The 18,746-nt window shown below is 60.5% G+C and carries 19 protein-coding genes, 1 other RNA gene and 2 pseudogenes; 4 read left to right on the top strand and 18 right to left on the bottom strand.

Translation table 11 applies throughout. From position 1 onward, the window contains the following. Positions 1-153 precede the first annotated feature (153 nt). The 14 genes and pseudogenes from ssrA to AC5RTB_RS11795 all read right to left on the bottom strand — a co-directional run. Positions 154-521: a transfer-messenger RNA gene (gene ssrA, locus AC5RTB_RS11860) on the bottom strand. Positions 522-658: 137 nt separating this feature from the next. Next, positions 659-1,030, bottom strand: a complete 372-nt coding sequence (locus AC5RTB_RS11855) for a hypothetical protein (protein ID WP_494061277.1) — start codon at positions 1,028-1,030, stop codon at positions 659-661. Continuing rightward, positions 1,027-1,500 carry an SsrA-binding protein SmpB gene (smpB, locus tag AC5RTB_RS11850; protein WP_494061276.1) on the bottom strand — a complete coding sequence of 158 codons (474 nt, stop codon included), beginning with the start codon at positions 1,498-1,500 and terminating at the stop codon, positions 1,027-1,029. The genes AC5RTB_RS11855 and smpB overlap by 4 nt, the downstream gene beginning before the upstream one ends. 117 nt (positions 1,501-1,617) lie before the next feature. Further along, complete coding sequence (locus tag AC5RTB_RS11845; protein WP_494061275.1) at positions 1,618-3,153, bottom strand: peptidoglycan DD-metalloendopeptidase family protein; 1,536 nt, start codon at positions 3,151-3,153, stop codon at positions 1,618-1,620. A gap of 28 nt (positions 3,154-3,181) precedes the next feature. Further along, a complete protein-coding gene (gene ftsX, locus AC5RTB_RS11840; protein WP_494061274.1) occupies positions 3,182-4,093 on the bottom strand; it encodes a permease-like cell division protein FtsX in 912 nt (303 codons plus the stop codon). Further along, positions 4,090-4,800 carry a cell division ATP-binding protein FtsE gene (gene ftsE, locus AC5RTB_RS11835; RefSeq protein ID WP_494061273.1) on the bottom strand — a complete coding sequence of 237 codons (711 nt, stop codon included), beginning with the start codon at positions 4,798-4,800 and terminating at the stop codon, positions 4,090-4,092. The genes ftsX and ftsE overlap by 4 nt, the downstream gene beginning before the upstream one ends. A 154-nt stretch (positions 4,801-4,954) precedes the next feature. Then, complete coding sequence (gene prfB, locus AC5RTB_RS11830) at positions 4,955-6,070, bottom strand: peptide chain release factor 2 (protein WP_494061272.1); 1,116 nt, start codon at positions 6,068-6,070, stop codon at positions 4,955-4,957. Positions 6,071-6,107: 37 nt separating this feature from the next. Next, positions 6,108-6,575, bottom strand: coding sequence for a pilus assembly protein TadG-related protein (locus tag AC5RTB_RS11825; protein WP_494061271.1), 468 nt, complete (start codon positions 6,573-6,575; stop codon positions 6,108-6,110). Beyond that, positions 6,572-6,889 (bottom strand): hypothetical protein, encoded by a 318-nt coding sequence (locus tag AC5RTB_RS11820; protein WP_494061270.1) that lies wholly within the window; start codon positions 6,887-6,889, stop codon positions 6,572-6,574. Before AC5RTB_RS11820 ends, AC5RTB_RS11825 begins: the two co-directional genes overlap by 4 nt. Before the next feature lie 118 nt (positions 6,890-7,007). Continuing rightward, the gene (locus tag AC5RTB_RS11815; protein WP_494061269.1) at positions 7,008-7,418 is read right to left on the bottom strand and encodes a TadE/TadG family type IV pilus assembly protein; all 411 of its coding nucleotides are present in this window, start codon (positions 7,416-7,418) and stop codon (positions 7,008-7,010) included. A 4-nt stretch (positions 7,419-7,422) separates the two neighbouring features. Further along, positions 7,423-7,641, bottom strand: coding sequence for a hypothetical protein (locus AC5RTB_RS11810; RefSeq protein WP_494061268.1), 219 nt, complete (start codon positions 7,639-7,641; stop codon positions 7,423-7,425). A 58-nt stretch (positions 7,642-7,699) separates the two neighbouring features. Beyond that, positions 7,700-8,632, bottom strand: coding sequence for a type II secretion system F family protein (locus AC5RTB_RS11805; protein ID WP_494061267.1), 933 nt, complete (start codon positions 8,630-8,632; stop codon positions 7,700-7,702). Then, positions 8,632-9,489: a type II secretion system F family protein gene (locus tag AC5RTB_RS11800; protein ID WP_494061266.1), complete on the bottom strand. Its 858-nt coding sequence runs from the start codon at positions 9,487-9,489 to the stop codon at positions 8,632-8,634. The genes AC5RTB_RS11805 and AC5RTB_RS11800 overlap by 1 nt, the downstream gene beginning before the upstream one ends. Further along, a pseudogene (locus tag AC5RTB_RS11795) lies at positions 9,486-9,791 on the bottom strand (CpaF family protein); the annotation flags it as partial. The pseudogene AC5RTB_RS11795 and the gene AC5RTB_RS11800, both read right to left, overlap by 4 nt. A 1,375-nt stretch (positions 9,792-11,166) precedes the next feature. On the opposite strand from AC5RTB_RS11795, the gene AC5RTB_RS11790 reads away from it, so the two are divergent. Next, positions 11,167-11,475: a hypothetical protein gene (locus AC5RTB_RS11790; protein WP_494061265.1), complete on the top strand. Its 309-nt coding sequence runs from the start codon at positions 11,167-11,169 to the stop codon at positions 11,473-11,475. 697 nt (positions 11,476-12,172) lie between these two features. Here the strand turns inward: AC5RTB_RS11790 and AC5RTB_RS11785 are convergent. After that, complete coding sequence (locus tag AC5RTB_RS11785; RefSeq protein WP_494061264.1) at positions 12,173-12,667, bottom strand: hypothetical protein; 495 nt, start codon at positions 12,665-12,667, stop codon at positions 12,173-12,175. Between the two features lie 180 nt (positions 12,668-12,847). Here AC5RTB_RS11785 and AC5RTB_RS11780 point away from each other — a divergent pair, with 180 nt between their 5' ends. Then, positions 12,848-13,372 carry a nucleotidyltransferase domain-containing protein gene (locus AC5RTB_RS11780; RefSeq protein WP_494061397.1) on the top strand — a complete coding sequence of 175 codons (525 nt, stop codon included), beginning with the start codon at positions 12,848-12,850 and terminating at the stop codon, positions 13,370-13,372. Here AC5RTB_RS11780 and AC5RTB_RS11775 read toward each other — a convergent pair. Together AC5RTB_RS11775 and AC5RTB_RS11770 are read right to left on the bottom strand one after the other, a co-directional pair. After that, positions 13,356-13,579 (bottom strand): annotated as a pseudogene (locus AC5RTB_RS11775) (ribonucleotide reductase barrel domain-containing protein); the annotation flags it as partial. The gene AC5RTB_RS11780 and the pseudogene AC5RTB_RS11775 overlap by 17 nt on opposite strands. Positions 13,580-13,622: 43 nt before the next feature. Further along, entirely contained in the window at positions 13,623-14,282 is a 660-nt protein-coding gene (locus tag AC5RTB_RS11770) for a recombinase family protein (RefSeq protein ID WP_494061263.1), read from the bottom strand. A gap of 1,646 nt (positions 14,283-15,928) precedes the next feature. Here AC5RTB_RS11770 and clpX point away from each other — a divergent pair. Further along, on the top strand, positions 15,929-17,191 hold the full coding sequence (gene clpX, locus AC5RTB_RS11765; RefSeq protein WP_494061262.1) for an ATP-dependent Clp protease ATP-binding subunit ClpX: 1,263 nt from the start codon (positions 15,929-15,931) through the stop codon (positions 17,189-17,191). A 411-nt stretch (positions 17,192-17,602) separates the two neighbouring features. On the opposite strand, the gene AC5RTB_RS11760 is transcribed toward clpX, so the two are convergent. Further along, a complete protein-coding gene (locus AC5RTB_RS11760; protein WP_494061261.1) occupies positions 17,603-17,863 on the bottom strand; it encodes a hypothetical protein in 261 nt (86 codons plus the stop codon). Between the two features lie 49 nt (positions 17,864-17,912). On the opposite strand from AC5RTB_RS11760, the gene AC5RTB_RS11755 reads away from it, so the two are divergent. Then, positions 17,913-18,695, top strand: a complete 783-nt coding sequence (locus AC5RTB_RS11755; protein ID WP_494061260.1) for a hypothetical protein — start codon at positions 17,913-17,915, stop codon at positions 18,693-18,695. Positions 18,696-18,746: the final 51 nt, after the last annotated feature.

Here is an 18,746-nt window from a genome sequence, read left to right as displayed (position 1 = left end):
GCAGAGTCCTGAAGGTTGTGGAAGGGAGCGGCGATGAAGTCTACGGTACAGAAATCGACTCACCGCGGGGGCAGTCCTGTGCATAACTTGCCGGTCTTCACGGGATAAAACTGAGGCGGACATAGAAAAAGCCCCGGCGAACCGGGGCTTCGTCAGTGGAGATGGCGGGAATTGAACCCGCGTCCGATGCAGTTTAGTCAGGGCTTCTCCGGGCGCAGTTTGCGTCGGTTTTTCTCAGCTCCAGCCATCATGCAAACAAGTGGCTGCCGAGCTCAGTTGCATAAGAGTCCCCTTGGTTCCTGCAACGAAAACCAAGAGCAGTGGCCCTCTAAATGACGCCAGGATCCGGGTCGAGAGCATACCCGGGCTGACGGACTAGCTCCGCTGCTTAGGCAGCGAGAGCGAAGTCAGTGCGCTTCTGTTCGGCACTTATTGTTTTACAGAGAGCGTTTACGAGATAACTCTGTATCCTCGGCCCGCTTCCCCTGTCGCGACCAACATCGTCGAAACCTGTCATCCCCATATGCAGTTATCAATCAGCGTGATCAATCAACCGTGCCAATCAACGTTGCTGTTCCCGGATTGCTCCGGGTTATCCATTCTAACGCACCCGGGCCCGGAATGATTCCCTAGCGGCTTCGAGCCCCGATGCCCGCTGCTAGAACCTGATCCCAAGGATGACGATCTGGGCCTGCCACAGCATCAAGACGACAAACGACACGGCCACAAAAGCCAGTCCCAAGGCTGCCAGCGCGGTCGTCGCGGCCTGCTTGCGCCGAAAACTCCACCAGAAGACGGCGATGTTGAGCAGGACCAAGACCGGAGAGATCCAGACAAGAATCTGCGCGAAGAAGACATAGATCAGGAAGAAGAAAGGGATCAACGCCAGGAATCCAGCCGGAACCACTGCGAACAGCAACAGCAGGTTGACGATGGCACCGATCGTCACCCACCAGGGGCGCTTGTACCTGAGTTCCGATTCTTCTTCGACGTCGTCGGGTTCCTGCGCATCCCAGAAAACGTCGCTCATGCGCCGAGGTTCCGCTCTCGCATGGCCCGTTGCGCTTCGCGGTTGTCCTGTTGCTCCCGCAGGGTCTGGCGCTTGTCATAGTCCCGCTTACCGCGGGCAATGGCGATCTCCACTTTCGCGCGCCCGTTGAGGAAGTACAGCTGCAACGGAACGATGGTGAAGCCGCTTTCCCGGATCTTGTGGGAGATTTTGGTGAGCTCCTCGCGATGCAGGAGCAGCTTACGACGACGGCGCGCGGCATGGTTGGTCCAGCTGCCCTGCGAATACTCCGGGATGTGGATTCCCTCAAGCCAGAGTTCATCGTTGTAAAAGATTGCGAACCCGTCCACCAGTGACGCCCGGCCCGCGCGAAGTGACTTCACCTCGGTGCCCTGCAGTGCGATTCCAGCCTCATAGGTGTCCAGCACCTGGTAGTCATGCCGGGCCTTCCGATTGGTGGCCACTACCTGACGGCCACTTTCCTTGGGCACGGTTCAACTCCTTCAATAGTGCGGTGCGCTTCAGAACTGAATACAAACAACGCGTCCTAGTCTACGGCGTCGGGCTGTCTGCGGCTGTTCATGGAGCGTGAGCTTCAGCATCGGGCGCTAGAGGAGCCCCATCGGATCGACCAAGCTGCCGTTGAGAACCGTCTCGAAGTGCAGGTGACAGCCTGTTGAGTTGCCCGTAGTGCCGGTGTACCCGATCAGCTGGCCCGCGCTTACGCGCTGTCCCGGTCCCACGAGATAGCTCGAGAGGTGGTAGAAGTTGGTGGCCAGCGCATTGCCGCCGACGACGCCGTGATTCAGCACGATCCGGTTACCTGCCCCTGGGAGAGCGTTGACGTCTGCGTACCAGACTTCACCTGCCGCGGGAGCGTACAGCGGCGTTCCGCAGGCTACTCCGTAGTCGATCCCGGTGTGGGTGTAGCCACCGGAGCCGTTGAAGTCGATAGTTCCGAGCGGCGTGGGACGCCAGCCGTAACCGGACGTGATGGGCCCGCTTACCGGGGACCGCAGCGCGAACGCTGACGGGCTCGACGCCGGCGGCGGCACAATCACGGGCGCTACCGGCTTGGGCACGACCGGGGCCGGCACCACCACGGGCGCAGGTTTGGGCCGGTTGGCCGCGGCGGCGGCTTCAGCGGCACGCCGGTTGGCTTCGGCTGCCTCTGCAGCCGCGCGGCGGTTGGCCTCAGCCGCTTCAGCCGCGCGACGCTCGTTCTCGATCCGTGCCCGTTCCTCGGCCTCTGCCTTCAGCCGTGCTCCTTCCCGCTTGCGTGCCTCTTCGATCAGCTTGCGCTGGCGTTCGGCAATGTCGACAACGACCTGCTGGTGCGCGTCCTCGACCTTGGCGAGCTTCGCTTCGATCACCGGCTTCTGCTTCTGCAGCTTGTCAGAGAGAGTTGACGTATCAGAGATGAGTTTGTCGACCTTGGCCTTTTCGGCCGCAGCTTCATCGCGGGCAACCTGCTCAGCGGCGAGGGCGGCGTCCGCCTTGGCTTTCAGGTCAACGATTTCCTCTTCAACCGCGACGAGGCGCGCCTGCGAGTTCACGTTGGTCGCGTTCTGCTGGGCCAGTCGTTCAAGGGCGGAATTCTGGTTACGGAGTGCCTGCTCCACCAACTCCATGGACGCGAAGCCGTCGGAGCCTTTGCTGCCGAGCATTAGCGAGAGGCCGGTGGGGACACCGCCGCTTTTGTAGGCCTGGGTCGCGATCTGACCGATCACCTTGCGGGTCTCAGCCATCTCGGCTTCGTCCTGCTTCAGCTGCTCGGTGATCTTGTTCTTGGTTTCCTGCGCCAACTGCACACGTTGGGCCAGCGCGTTAACCTCACCGGTCGCTGCTTCGACGCGGCCCTGCGCGTCGGCGAGTGACTGTTGCGCACCAGGCAGCTGGCCCTGGTAGACCTTCAGCTGCGCGATCGTCTCTGCAATGTCCGAGTCGAGGTATTCAATCGACTGCTGAACTTCCTCAATCTGCTTCTCCAGAGCCGACTTGCGGTCTTTGAGCTCATCCGCGTGGACGGGGCCGCTCAGCGTCATCGTGAGCGCTGCCACGGTGGCCAGCGACAGGGCAGTAAGCGTTCTTACGCCAACGGAACGGCGAAGCTGTCGAAGCTCACAGGAGGTTACGCTGCGCATATGGTCTCAGTTCTCACGATTACCTACCCTAAACCTTCAAGTAACGTCTGAGGGTCAGGAGGGACGAAGCGCCCGCCAGGAGTGCGCCCAGAAGGAACAGCGCGGGAACCACCAGCAGGAGTTCCTGCGTGGAGATGAAGCCCATTTGCGGGTATTCGCGTGCAAGCCACTCCCCGCCGTAACGGAGCACAGCCCACAGCGTCCCGGAAGCGATAGCTGCACCCAAAATAGCTGCGATGACGCCCTCGAGAATAAAGGGGAGCTGAATGATCGCCTTACTGGCGCCGACCAGGCGCATGATGCCCGTCTCCCGTCTCCGGCTGAAGGCAGAAAGGCGGATGGTTGTTGCAACGAGCAGGATGGCGCCCACGCTCATGACGACGGCAATCCCCAATGCGACGAGCGATGCGATATTGATGTAACCGAAAATCTCTTCGAGGTACTCGCGCTGATCGCTGACAATATCCACGCCGGGCTCCGAGGAGAAAGCCTCGCTGATCACCTCGTACTTTTCGGGATCCACCAGACCCACGCGGAAGGATTCGGGAAGCTGGTCGGCAGTGATTGCCTCCACGATGGGCGAGTTCGCGAGTTGCTCTCGGAAGTGGACCAGAGCCTGGTCCTGCGACTCGTACCCCACCGTGTCCACGTAGGTGCTGAGCTCCGGCGATTTGAGTTTCGCCTCGACAGCACTCCGTTGTTCATCGGTGACCGGCCCTGATGCGCAGCTTTCGGAGGTGGAGTTTTCGACGCACAGGAATACGGCAACCTGCACGCGGTCATACCAATACCCCTTCATCTGGTTTATCTGAAGCTGCAGGAGACCGGCCGCCCCGACGAAGGTGAGCGAGATGAAGGTGACGAGCACAACCGACACCACCATCACGAGGTTTCGCCGCATGCCTGAGGCGATCTCGCCGAGAACGAACGCAAACCTCATCCGGCGGCCGCCGCCGTCGTCGTTGATCCGATGTAGATGCCCTGCGCGTCATCACGGACTACTGAGCCGTCCCGGAGCTCAACGACCCGTTTGCGCATGGTGTTGACGATGTCGTCGTCGTGCGTTGCCATCACCACTGTGGTGCCGTTCTGGTTGATCTTGTCGAGCACCTTCATGATTCCCAATGACGTGGTGGGATCCAGGTTTCCCGTTGGCTCGTCAGCGAGCAGGATGCCCGGCTTGTTCACAATCGCGCGCGCAATAGCCACGCGCTGCTGCTCACCGCCGGAGAGTTCATGGGGCATGCGGTTGTTCTTGCCCTCCAGGCCGACAGTTTTCAGTACCTCCGGAACCGTTTCGCGGATGACCGCCCGGCTTTTTCCGATGACCTGCATCGCGAAGGCGACATTGGCGAAGACTGATTTGTTCGGCAGAAGCCGGAAGTCCTGGAAGACGACGCCGATGCCGCGCCTGAGCTTCGGAACACGCCAGCTCGGGATGTTGGCAACGTTCTGCCCTGCTACGTACACCGCGCCGCGGCTGGGCCGATCCTCCTTGAGCACCAGCCGGATGAACGTCGACTTGCCGGAACCGGAAGCGCCGACCAGAAAGACAAACTCACCCCGGTCAACATCCAGGGTGACACCTTCAAGGGCCGGCTTCGACTTTTGGTCGTACACCTTGGTGACTTGCTCGAATCTGATCATGATTTTTCTGCGCCCACATCCTTCTGCCTGTGCTCGGGCATGGGTGGAGGAAGCAAGCACCCAGCTTCCTCTGACTATAGGCAGCCCGCCGACGCAACGGCGCGGCATGGGGGCGGTGTGTCGCGATCTATCACCGGCGCCCCCGAAGCCGCGATCAGTCGTCGCTGTTGCGGTTGTTGGCGCGCCAGCGGATGCCCGCGTCGATGAAGTCATCGATCTCACCGTCGAACACCGCAGACGTGTTGCCCACCTCATGCTCGGTACGCAGGTCCTTTACCATCTGGTACGGGTTCAGCACGTAGGACCGCATCTGATCTCCCCAGGATGCCTTGACGTCGCCCGCGTGTGCCTTCTTCTCGGCGTCCTCTTGCTCCTTCTTGAGCAGCAGGAGCCGCGACTGAAGGACCCGAAGCGCGGCGGCCCGGTTCTGGATCTGGGACTTCTCGTTCTGCATCGAGACGACAATGCCCGTGGGGATGTGGGTCAGCCGCACGGCCGAGTCCGTGGTGTTGACCGATTGGCCACCCGGGCCGGAGGAGCGGAAAACATCCACGCGGATCTCGTTGTCGGGGATTTCGATGGAGTCCGTCTGCTCGATGAGCGGTATGACCTCGACCGCCGCGAAGGACGTCTGGCGCCTGCCCTGGTTGTCGAAGGGGCTGATTCTCACCAGTCGATGGGTGCCCGCTTCGACTGAGAGAGTTCCGAAGGCGTAGGGAGACTTGACCTCGAACGTCGCTGACTTCAAGCCGGCTTCTTCCGCATACGAGGTGTCCAGCACCTGCGTGGGATACCCGCGGCGTTCGGCCCAACGCAGATACATGCGCAGGAGCATCTCGGCGAAGTCAGCGGCGTCCACTCCCCCGGCACCGGAACGTATGGTGACAACTGCCTCGCGCTCGTCCCACTCACCGGCGAGCAGGGTTACGACTTCGAGTTCATCGAGGGCCCTGCTCAGGGAGGTGAGTTCCTTGACGGACTCGGCGCGGGAATCTTCGTCGTCCTCATCCGCCGCGAGTTCGACCAGGACTTCCAGGTCGTCGATGCGGGCAGCCAGCTTTTGGATCCGCGCGATTTCGGTCTGCTTGTGGGAGAGGCGTGACGTAATCTGCTGAGCAGCGGAGGGGTCATCCCACAGGTTCGGTTCCCCTGCCTGCTCGCTGAGTTCGGCAATTTCTGCTCGGATCGCTTCGACGTCGGTTACGGCCACGATGGAGTCGTATTTTGCTCGGAGGGCGCGGATCTCCGCGGAAAAATCAATATCTGCCATGGTGTTTCAAGACTACGTCATGGTCCTGCCGGCACAGTTACCGTGTCAGGTCTGCCCGTGCGTCGGCCGTCGCGGCAATCGGGATGCCGGCGGGAACCAGGAAATTCACGATCGGGGGATGAACAACCGCAGTGAGAACCACCCGTACGGTTCGGGAGTCCGGGGCTCCTGTTGCGGAATCCAGGGCAAGCCCGTTGAAGCGCGGAAGAGCGCCGGAGCGCTCAAGGTAAGCGGCGGCCGTCCGTGAAACGGATTCGGAATCGAGTGTGGGGGCCGGCTCGCCCCCGTCCGCGTCGATGGAGGCTACCGAGAACGTGTCGGCTGCACTGAGCGCCGCTCCGTCCGCTACCGACAGCAGCTTCTTGTGCTCGATGTAAACGGCGGAGACAGCAGTGACCACCGCAACAACCAGCAGCGAGAGCAGGATGTAGCCGATGATCAGTACCGTGATCTGACCCTCTTCGTCGGCGGGACGGTCGTCGCCGCCTGGGCGGGCCGCCATCATCCGAATCGCTCCACGAGTTGGGTGGCGCTCGAATCAACCGTCGCGGCCGACGTATTCAAGCCCGGCATGGTGGGAATCAGCGGGAGGGGAACGCTCAAGTCAACGGCGACGGTAACACTCGATCCTGGTTCGAGACAGGCGCCGCCGCAGGTAATCGCGATCTCCGCATCCTCGGACGGGAAGCCAAAATCAGTCACCGCAAGCTCGACTGCCTGCTGCGCACGGGCGTAGGCCTCTTCGGTTGTCGCCGAGTCCACAAACACTTTCGCCGCCTGGTCGGCAGCACCGACTACGGCGAAGGATGCCCCCTGCACGGCACCCACCGTCAGGACAAGGTAAACGACCGGAACCAGGAGGAGCAGTCCAAGGAAGGTGAACTCGAGGACCGCGCTGCCGCCGTCGTCGTCGGATTTGGCAGCAGCGCGGACATGCTCAGGAAGGGAGCGCAGAATGACCCGTCACCTCCATGGTTCCGCTCGGACCGATAAATCCGATCACTGGTATAGGGGCCCGGACGGTTACCTGCAGCACGACCACCCCTCCTCGGTTGATCTGCCTCACCGATACGTCCTGCGCATACGTGCTGTTGATCGCGTCTGCGATCAGGGAACTCGTACGGGCAGCAGCGTCGGCGGGCGAACGGTCGGCCAGGGTTCCGTAACGAGCGCCGGAGGAAGCCGCGTCGATCAGGGTGTTTCGCACGTGAAGGACAAGCGTGAGCTGCACGATAGCGATGAAGAGTACCGTCACCAGCCCACCAATGAGCGCGAAGTCGACAGTCGCAGCGCCGCGTTCATCCGCGAACCCATGGCGGGGCGTTGTGCGTTGGGGCCGGTGAATCACCGCCCTATCGGCTTACGCGACTGATCGCTTCGTTGAACAGTCCCTCCAGAGCTGGGGAGGCAATCGCCAGGAGCCCTGCCACCAGGACAGCAGACATTAGCGTGATCATCACCCAACCAGGGACATCTCCGCGCTCGGGATGGTCCTCTGACCAAGGGACGGCCACATGAATTCGTAGAACGGCGGTCGTGAACAGGAAGCTTGCGATGAGGCGGTTACGCATGCTGGATTCCTCTCTTTCGTGTGTTGTTTTCGTAGGGAGTCGAAGGTACGTTGCGTGGTTAGAGTCCAAGGTTGATCAGGGCGATGCCGGGGTAAACGGCAAAAAGTACAGTTAGCGGCAAAACGCCGAACACCAGAGGCACCATCATGGCGATTTCCTTGCGTCCGGCGGACTCCATCAATTCCCGTTTGGACATGTCTCGTACGTCCTGTGCCTGCGCGCGGAGGACGTCGGCGAGCGGTGTACCACGCTCAACCGCAACGCTGATGCCGTCGATGAACCGCACGAGCGGCGCCAGCTGCGTACGGTTGGAAAAGTGCTGGAGGGACTGCAACAACGGCGTTCCGGCTCGCGTCTCGGCGAGGACCCGGGCGAATTCCTTGGTGAGTTCGCCGTGCCCTGTCCTGCAGATGCGCTCGAGTGCTCCGGTAGCGCTCTCCCCCGCACTCACGGCAAGGGCCATCAGCTCGGCGAGGCTCGGAAACTCCGCCAGGATGCGGCTTTCCCGTTTCCTTATCTCGGCGCCCAACAGGTAGTCCCGGAGCAAATAGCCGCCGGCAGAGCTGCCGAACACAATGAGAACGGCCAGCATCGGGTTGAAGCTTCCTGAAGCTGCGAGGGTCAGGATGATGGTTGTTGATGCGGCAAGCCCGACGCTCCCCCAAATGATCTGCTCAGCACGGAAGTCGAGGACGGTTTGTGTTCTTCCTGCCTGCTCCAGCCTTCGCGCGAGAACGGATGAGGCAGGGCTGAACTTATTGAGCCAGGTGACGGCGTCGCGGGCGACCGGTCGGATGATGCGTTCCAGGGGCCCAAAGGGCGCCACTGCCTGTGCGTGGAGGAGCCTGGAGCTTACGTCGACCGACTTCAGCTGAGGAGCGATGCGCTCAGCGAATCGGGGCTGGCGCATCACCGGCAGCCGAACGAGGATAAGCCACAATCCCGAGCCGAGACACGCACCGACGAGGGCAGCAAGGGAGAGCGCGGCCATCAGCGAAGCACCCGCTCGTCATCGGGAAGTGCACCAATGCGCAGCATCGCCCAGTAGCAGAACGCCGATACCAGCAGTCCGCCGACAAGCACTATTGCACCGCCCGCGGTGTTGTAGGCAGCGACGGCCTCCTGGCGGGTTGAAAGCAGGGCGAGCACGATCCACGGCGCCGCCACAGCAAGACGGGCAGCATTGACTGTCCACGACTGACGGGCTTCCAGTTCACTCCGGGTGCGTGCGCTGTCCCGCAGAAATTCCGCCAGTGTGCCGAGCAGTCTTCCCAAGTCGGTGCCACCGACTTCGCGGGTAAGGCGCAGTGCTTCCATGATCCGGTCCGCCACCGGGTCCGCCAGGCGATCCTTCAGCCGGTCCAGCGAATGATCGAACTGTCCGCCGGACCTATAGTCAGCGGCGAACTCAAGAAAAGCCGGCCGCAATTCCTCCGGCCCCTTCACGCCAAGCTGCATCAGCGCTTCGGGGAGAGACAGACCGGCCCTGATCGCGGACCGCAGGTGGTCAACGACATCAGGCCATAGTTCCCTCAGTGACGCTGTGCGTTTGCGTGCGCGCCACCGCACCACCATCACAGGTGACAACCCACCGAAGAGGGCAAAGCAGACCGCAATGGCCGGTGTTCCGGTGAAGACGAACACAACAAGAAACACAAACAATCCGGCGACTCCACTGGCCGCGAACAGGCCGCCAGCTGACACCCGCTCCACTCCAGCCCGCAGGAGGAGTTCTTCCACCTTTGCCTTGCGCTGCTTGGTCTTCTGGGAACGCGGGGGCACGACCCACATTGACCACCAGATCAGAAACAGTCCCGCTCCAAGTGCAACACCGACTGCAACGGTCATGACTGATTGAGGAGTGAAGCGACGGTATAACCGGCAGACGCGAATTTTTCCTCGGCCGGCATCGTCGAGGCCGTGACCCGCAGCTCGCCATCGACCCGTTTGAACACGGTCGACGTCTCAATCACGCCGTTCTCGACCCTTCGGCCCAGGGCAACGATTTCCGTTACACGGCGTTGCCCGGAACGCTCGCGGACACAGTGGACCACCAAGTCAATGCAGGAGGCAACAGTAGGCACCACGAAAGCGCTCGAAATGTTCTCTCCCGCCAACAGAGGAAGAGTACATATCTTCGTTATCGCGTCAGTGATACGTAGAGAAAGACGTGTACCGCTGGGCGTCGGCGACGCGCGTCAGCACCACTTCCCACACTCCGAGGCTTCTTGACGTGATCTTCTCGAGAAACGGCCGTTCATTGGGAGACGGTTTCCGAGGATGTTCCACGAATTATGCTTACTTGCAGGCTTTACACCATGACGACAATGACTCGGCCCATCGCTGTTTTGGCGACTGGCATGCGCATCGAGGTTAGGCGCTAGGCTGCATCGACGCAGCGGCGAACGCGGGTGCAAGGACGATGCTCCATGTGGTGACTGCGGCCTCGACTAGCGTGGCCACCATGAGAAAAGACTCAATCAGCTACTGGCAGAGAAGAACAGGACTCTCATAGTCTCCCCCGGTAACCACGACAATTGGCACAATGCGGCAGCTGCAAATAGACGACGGGATGGCCTCTTGGCGTTCCAACATCAAAGTGCTTCCTCGATTTAGCCGGACCGCGGTAGAGGGATTCTTGATTCCGCGTTAGCCGAACCTCACCGATCGTGCCCTGTGCCGACCCCCGCATGAGGATGTTGATGGCGCCCGACGGGCCCTTCAAAACCTGCGTCTATGGAGACCGAACACAGCTGACAATCGTTATGTCAGTTCGGGGTCATACGTAGATCGCGATAGGCACGACCTTAATGGAGACACCCCGCACCCGAGATTCCAGACGGAGTCTAAGGTAATCGGAAGGATCAAGGTCATCCATCGGGGCATAATCCTGCTCGCTGTCATCGTAGTTGCTGTCAGAGTCCTCACGATCAGCTCTGGCGCGGATGGTGTTTTCCGGACTCTTTGACCGTCACCCGGGTCTGAACATCATCACCCACCATATGGGCGCCATGATTCCTTACATGGAAGGACGCATCGACTGGGCTGGGCGGACCAGTTCGGAAGCCGCACCGACGACCCCGCCTACTCGAGCCTCGTCGACCGCTTGAAGCGCGAACCGATCGATTACTTCCGGGAATTCTATGCAGACACCGCACTCTCGGGCTCGGCAATCGGTACGCGTTGTGGCTTGAAATTCTTCGGTGCGGAACGGGTTGTCTTCGCCAGCGACCGCCCATTCGACCCGGAAGGCGAGCCACTCTTCATCCCGGAAATGATCCGCATCGTCGAAGAACTCGATATTAGTGCGGCAGATCGGGAAAAATCTTCGCCGGAAACATATCAAGGATCGCCGGTCTGGACCTCGAAGAAGACCTGGTACTTACCCGGCACGGTCACGTTCGCTGAGACGCCTGTGGTCTCTCAAGTTATCTCGCCACAGACTTGTCACGGGTGTACCCCAAGGCCGCATCGGGCCATTCGATGTAGGTCATACAGCGGCAAAAGAGCTCTTATTCTGAGGTAATGGCTTCTCCAGATCAGTTCAGCCCTCGAGTAATCGCGGAGCTGAACGCGCACATAGACGCTGCTGAGAACCACCACGCCCGGCGCTGGGGGCTTCCTGATGACTACTACTACATGGGCACACGGTCAAAGAAGGATGACAAGAGCCAAGTCGAGCAACTGGACCATACCGAAGTGCCGCCACCAAGGGGCGAAGTGGTCTGGACAGAAGAGCAGTACCTGAAGAGAGTCAACATAGATCAACTTCGCGCCAACATCCGGCTATACATAGAAACGGTCTCGCAGGATGTTGACCAGGCCGGAGATTAGGCGGGAACTTTTCCGTGTGCTGAATGTGCCAGGACTTGCGTCACTCGTTATCCCGTTCAGGCACATCGAAATACCAGCCGGAACGGATGTCTTCCGCGCCCGCCGCATCCAGAATCTGGAGGAGATACGCACACAAAGCGACGTTTGGACAGCATTTGGAATCCGATGCCAGATGGGTTCCGAACTTGTCGCCTGCATACCCCGCAGGCTGAAAACGCCACCGTACCTTTCTGATCAGGCCGGACGGGTTCCAGATACGGAGCATACGCCGTGACCAGCAAGAGGTTGTCGACCTGAAGGACCGCCTGAAACGCACCTACGGCGGATTTCCTGAAGTTCAGAAGCCAGTTCTGACTGGACCGAAGATGAGGTGCAAAGGACCCAGTTCTTGCATGGGATAGCCCAGTCGACCATCTCTTAGACCGTCGAGGCTCATTTCGAAGTCTCAGGGCTTCGCTTCCTGTTGGTTTAAGGCTCACTGGCAGGCACGGCGGGAACAGTTGGCCGGGTTCGCCCGGGAGCAGGGCCGGATGCCCTCGTTCCGGAACCGGGACGAGGATCTGGAGCGCCAGCTGGGAACGTGCTTCACTTGCAGCGGGGCTTCCCAACGGCAGGCTGCCCGATACGCACCACCAGCTGCTTGATGACAACGTGCCGGGCTGGAACACCTGACTGGATTGAGCCTGAGGGCTTGTGCCTACGGAAGGGCGTCGTAGCCGAGGCAGAGCCAAACAGCGGCAGCCAGCTCGTCCTGACTTAACCCTGTCTTAGCCGCGGAGATCTCGTTGTACAGGGATACGGTGCTCGCTTGCAAAGCGTTGGACGAAAGCTTGGCCTTATTGATCGCTTCGTTGCGCTTCTTCACGTCGTCGTGAAACGCCTCGAGCCCCTGACACCCAATGCCGATGGCTAGACCTGCTTCGTCTTCGTCTGTGGCTACCGCATATATCGTCTTAATCTGGGATTGGGCCTCGGTCCACACGGTTTGCAGGTGGGCCTCGGGAGCCACTCTCTTGAGTGCTTCCTCGCTTACCCCGTACTCCTTTGCGTATCCGGATACGTTGTCAGCCCGCATGACGACCTCTTCGGACCCCCTGCCCGCCATACGGAAAATATCGTCGGCTGCGCCACTGCCGAGCCTCAGACCTCCGCATGCCGTTAGAACAGAAACTGCCAAGATCAGCGCGACCACGTGAACTCCACGACGGACGGCGACTAGTTGGTGATGACAGTGCCTTTGCCAGCCGTGCATCAGGGCTCCTTCCGTGCTTCCAAGCCCAGCACCGCGAGTACAGACACCAGCAGTGTGGCACCGACTTCGTGCCACCACAAGAGTGGATGCCGATCCGGTTGAGGATCCTGTGGAGGTCCGCTGAGGAAAGGAATACCTCAACGCCAGCGCGCTGCCCAGCAGATCGTCAGCGAAGTTGCTATCTGGGCGGAGCAGGATGACAGAGTGAGAGCTGTTGCTCTCGTGGGGTCCTACGCTCGAGGAGCTGAGCGAATGGCTAGCGATGTCGACTTAGTGGTGTTGAGCGATACTCCCACAAGCCTTGAAGACGCTCGCTGGTTCCAACGGCTCCGTCCTAGGTCGCGTCTCATCCGCTCCGACGTATGGGGGCCAGTACGCGAACGCAGATTTCGGCTGGCATCAGGATTGATAGTGGAATTGGGCATCGCTCCCTCGAGTTGGGCTGATTTCTCCTTGGACGAGGGAACGCGTCGCGTCCTAAGCGACGGCTACCGCGTTCTGTACGACACAGATCTTCTCCTCCGGTGTCTTGCCCGTGACTCCCCTTGCCGATGCCGATTTGTGGATCCAATCCAAGCACGGAAAAGCCCCGGTAGGCGATGTAGGCCGGAGCTTTTTCGTTACTGCGCTAGAGCGCGCAGCTGACGCATCCGGCGACATCAGTACGCTCCAGCGCGAGCTGGCGGAGACCGATGTAGTAGAGCGTCTCGATGCCTTTGTGTCAGGCGTAGATCTGGACGCGTTTGATGTCGCGGTGGTTGCGGTGTCCTTGAAGAACAGCGTCAGCGACAGGCCCTGGTCGACGTGCTGGGTGGCAGGGGCGTACGTGCCGATGATCTTCTCGTAACCGATCAGGTTCTCTCTCCCGTACGGCGCAAAACGCTCGTCCCGCTCTTCACTTTCGAGCAGGCAGCTTCTGTTTCTTTGCATATTGAGATCTGCCACGCTTGTACTCGACCGTTCCCGCCTTCGGTTCCTTCTCGGCGCCGTATTGCTTTAGATAGCGATACGCGGTCGCGCGCGACCATCCAACTGCATCCGCGGCATCCGCCATGGTGTCGCCCTCCGAGAGCAGTTGACGGAGCGTCCGTACCTTCCGTTCAACTGATTCAGGCTTTGGTGCCGGTCGGCCGAAAATCACTCCTCTTGCTTGCGCCGCCATTACGCCCGCTCGGACACGCTCATTAATTAGCTCACGCTCGTACTCGGCGAGAGTCGCGAATAAGTGGAGTTGCAATCTCCCTTGCGCCGTCGACGGATCCACGCCGTCGATGAGTGAGCGTAGTTGGATGCCGCGTTGGGTCATCTCATTGACGGTGTTCACGACGTCGATCAGAGAGCGCCCAAGCCGATCGATCCTCCACACGAGGACATGGTCGCCCTCCCTCGCGTAGTCAAGTAGTGCGCTCATCTGAGGTCGATCGCGAGCCGATTTCGCTCCCGATAACTCGTCAATAAAAATCCTGTCCCGGGCGACTCCAGCTTCCACCAGCGCCTCGACCTGCATGGTGGCTCGCTGATCAGTCGTACTGACGCGCGCATATCCCAAGTACATCGCCCCTCCTCCGTCTAAATGGCTCATGTCCTCTTAAGGACAAGCGAGCCATCCCCCTGCAACAGGGTTCCTGAGACATTTAGCATCCGGCTACGACAATTCTCGTCCCGCGTCTCCTAGTGGATCGGCAAAGTGGAGTTCATAAGACGCGAGCTGAAGCCAGGCACTTGTCGTACCGGAGATGCTGCGCTCTGGCCGGCAAGACCCCTCGCAACACGTCACAGGCCAACGACTCGCGACCTTTCACTCCGTTGGCTGTGCGCTTGCGATGGGCCAAGTTCAGGTACGAGCCGCAACCAAATGTCATCTCCGAACGGGTGCCAACCGGGCACTCGCTACTGGTATAAGCGCGATCATGACAGCACAGTTCCGCGGGCTCTGTTACCGATACTGCTCGCCGGGCCTTGGGGTGCGCCTACAAGTCATACCGGTTCGTTGTAGATCAGGTGTTGCAGTGCCGTCACGCTTGGACGGAATCAATGATCCGAACCCACACTGTCGGCGCTGTTCTTGCCGAAGTACCAGTGTTGCTGTTTGTTCCGGGCTGGCGATATGTAAGTTGAGGTTTTTCACTCGTGAACTGTGCTGTCGGCTGGTCCAGTAATCCGTGTTTTCCTCGTCCCAACGTCCGTTCGCTTAGCGACTGCTCCGTTTTGGTCGAGGGTAATCGATCTGATGAGTGGCCGGTCCTGCACTGCACATAAATGTTTGACGCATTGGACCGAGGACTCTGATCGATTCGCTTTCTAGGATCGCTGTGCCACCTTGTGCTTGTTCCTGAGGTTTAGTACTCAACGTGCTACATACGCAGAATCCAAAATGACGCAGGCAACGCTTCGGCAGACTTTCTCCTTCCCTTCTGAGTTTCTTGCCCCAGTCCATGCGCAGATTCTGAAGGAACGGGCGTCACTGGTTGACGAAGCTTCCTTTCGATGGCTGTTCGGGTCGTGAATGATGGCCATCCTGCCAAGAAAATCGCCGGTATCAGGATCAGCCGCCCACTGCGTTCCTGTGCGGTCGAGCGTCGACTCCGGAGATTGCGTGATGAGAGCGTCCGGCTCCCCTGTCCAGGTGTCCTATCGCTGTCCTATCACCTGGTCGGACAGAAAATTCCGCGTCATTGCTGGGAAGTAGGGCCCCCTATAGTAGTTGTCCTATCAAAATGTGTTTTAAGAGATATATATAAGGGCCCTCTATATGGTGGCCACCCTTTCATGTACAACCCCTCTCTATGGAGATGTACAAAACCAAAAATCGTCCGGACAGCCGGACAAAACCCCAAAAAGCGGCTCTGACTAGGCGTTTTACTGTCCCGCCAGGTGTAGGACACGCGATTTTCCGGTAGGACAGATAGGACAGTTCGCGAGGACTTGACCGCACATGATACCCTGACGAGCGAGTTACCGTCCATTAGCGAGGAGGGGTATCAATTCCCCCGCGCCGGCCGAACTCATTCCCCGCTCAGTGCTCGGCGAAATCGCGCTTCGAAACTGATCCACCCGTTTTTCACCCTTCCTAGAAATCTCCAAGCGTTTTCTACGCATGGGGTCTGGCACCAGGGTGGACTCGAATAGTCCCCGGTGGCCCTATCGTTCGAACGGGGCACCGGCCAACAGGGCCCCGGTAGCGAAAGCAAGGGGTGCGGCGTGACTCGACTCGGTGAACCAGTGGATCTTCTGAAGTGCTCATTCTGTGGAAAGAGCCAGAAGGCCGTCGTGAAGCTCATCGCCGGACCCGGCGTCTACATCTGCAATGAGTGCATCGAACTCTGCAACGACATCATCGACGAAATCGAGGTCGAAAACCCCGGCGCGAAAGAGTCGTTCACGCTGGCCAAGCCGCGCGAAATCTACGCGTTCCTGGAGGAGTATGTCGTCGGCCAGGAGACCGCAAAGCGGACACTTTCGGTCGCCGTGTACAACCACTACAAGCGCATCCAGGGACTCGACGAGGGTGGCTTCGACGACGTCGAGCTGGCCAAGTCCAACGTGCTCCTGGTCGGCCCCACCGGCTGCGGCAAAACGTACCTGGCGCAGACCCTCGCCCGGAAGCTGAACGTCCCGTTCGCGGTCGCTGACGCCACCTCCCTGACCGAGGCCGGCTACGTCGGTGAAGACGTCGAGAACATCCTCCTGAAGCTCATCCAAGCCGCCGACCACGACGTGAAGCGGGCCGAGACCGGCATTATCTACATCGACGAGATCGACAAGATCGCCCGGAAGTCGGAGAACCCCTCCATCACCCGCGACGTCTCCGGCGAAGGCGTGCAGCAGGCGCTGCTGAAGATCATCGAAGGCACTGTCGCCTCCGTTCCACCGCAGGGCGGCCGGAAGCACCCCAGCCAGGAAATGATCCAGCTGGACACCAAGAACGTCCTGTTCATCGTCGCCGGTGCCTTCCCCGGCCTGGACGAGATCATCGGCTCACGCGCTGGCCGAAAGGGCCTGGGTTTCGGTGCCTCCCTGGAGTCGCTGATCAGCAAACCCTCATCCGGTGAAGTGATGCCGCAGGACCTGGTGAAGTTCGGCCTCATTCCGGAATTCATCGGCCGGCTGCCCATCATCACCTCGGTGACGGAGCTGGACCGCTCAGCGCTCATCAACGTGCTCACCGGTCCGAAGAACGCACTGGTGAAGCAGTACCAGAAGATGTTCCGCCTCGACGGGGTGGAACTGCGCTTCGAGCCTGACGCCCTGGATGCAATTGCGGATCTGGCCACTGCCCGTGGAACCGGTGCACGCGGCCTGCGCGCAATCCTCGAGGATGTGCTGCTGCCGGTCATGTTCGACCTTCCCAGCCGCGAGGACGTCGCCACGGCGATCGTCACGGCCGAGACGGTGCTCGATAAGGCTGAGCCCATCCTGGTCACGCACGAGGAAGCTGAGCGGTTGCGAGGACAGACCGCCTGAAGCGGTCAGACCCTACAGGCCTGCAGCCCGCACAGGGCAGCCGCCTTGTCGGTTCCATCCGCGAGCCTCTTATGACTCTCAGTCCGATGTTGGTCCTACCGAAGTCACTACGGCCGCGGGCCGAATTCGCAAGCTTGGTCGAGTGATCCGAGCAGCACTGCAGCCACCGCTGAAGAGACTAGAGCAGTTGCCGTTCCCTCGTGGCCGCCTTTTTTCGGACGCTGCCCTTCGTCGCAGCGGGAGTGCCGCAGTGCAATGAGCCCTTCGACAAGTCGGCCGAGCTCTGGCGCTACCCTACGGAATGTGAGGAGGAGCCATGTGCCACCCTGATTGATGAGTGGGAGGCCGTCTTCCTTTGGGGGAGGCGGCCATCGTCGAGCACAGGACCATCGCCAAGCGAGTGGCATAAGATCATCGCCAGGGAGCACCTTCACGGTGCATCATTTTTTGGGGACCCATGAGAACCGCTTTTCCTTCCGTAATGGCCATTTTGGCGTGTGTGGCATTGACCACCGGTTGCGCGAATCCTGGGACGAGCAGCCCCACTGCAGAACCCTCGGCAACGGCGACACCCACGCCATCGCCCACCAAGGTCCCCGCCACCTCCGCGAAGCCTTCGCCCACGGCCGCCGCGACCAGCACTCCCCCGCCATCGCCATCGCCGCCCCCCACGGAGGACGTCCCAGCACTGAGCGAGACGTTCACCTCCCCGGATGGCGCCTTGAGCTTCCGCTACCCGACAGGTTGGACCGTAGCTGAGACGGCGAACCAGCAGTCCAGTGAGAACACCGCCTACCGGTCGTGGAGCGTCACCGCACCTGACGGCCAGACCGCGCTGGAGCTGGGAATCAGTGCCGGCATAGCCCCGATTGGGTTCGCGCCCCTCACTGCAATCCTGCCGCAAGGCGCCATCCCTGGCGTCAGTGACCATGTCGCGAAGGGAGCCCGGACCGTTGTCGCCGCAAGCCCCGGCCAGGCGCTGGGTGGCACTGGAGCCCTGTTATTCGGCATGGCTGCCGACATCGGCGGCGACACCACGATGTTCAGCCTTCCCTGGCGCGAGGGCCATCCTTTGTCCTTCAATGGCAGGAAGGAGCTGGGCCCTAACGACCAGGTTGATCTCGGTGCCGAAGCGGAAAGGTACGCAAGAGACCCGCAGTTCCGGAACGAAATCCTCCCCATCATCCAGTCACTGACCGCATCGGCACCCCCACCCTGGGGACAGACAGCGACCGGCGGCAGCCAAGCAGCAGGCGACTGCGTCGGTGCACGCTACACCTATCAGAACCTGCAGTGTGTGACGTGCGATGAGGCGAAGGCCATCCTTCAGACCGTGCTCGACACCGGAGGGCCACTCGGCGCCCGTAGCCACGTCACGTCCGAGTACGAGTGCTATGAATCGAGCTATGTCGAGAAGACCGAAGGTTACCCCCTGATGACGTGCTGGGCTCTGGACGGCAATGGCCAGCGTGGTCAGGTCGTCCTCGAAGCCAACGCCCGGTAGTCACGCCCGGGAAGGCTGTCCAAGCCCTCCGCACACATGGCGCTCAACGAC

The organism is Arthrobacter sp. M71 S08 (assembly GCF_059089725.1).
The sequence above is the reverse complement of the archived record's forward strand: the minus strand, read 5'-3'. Positions and strand labels throughout refer to the sequence as shown.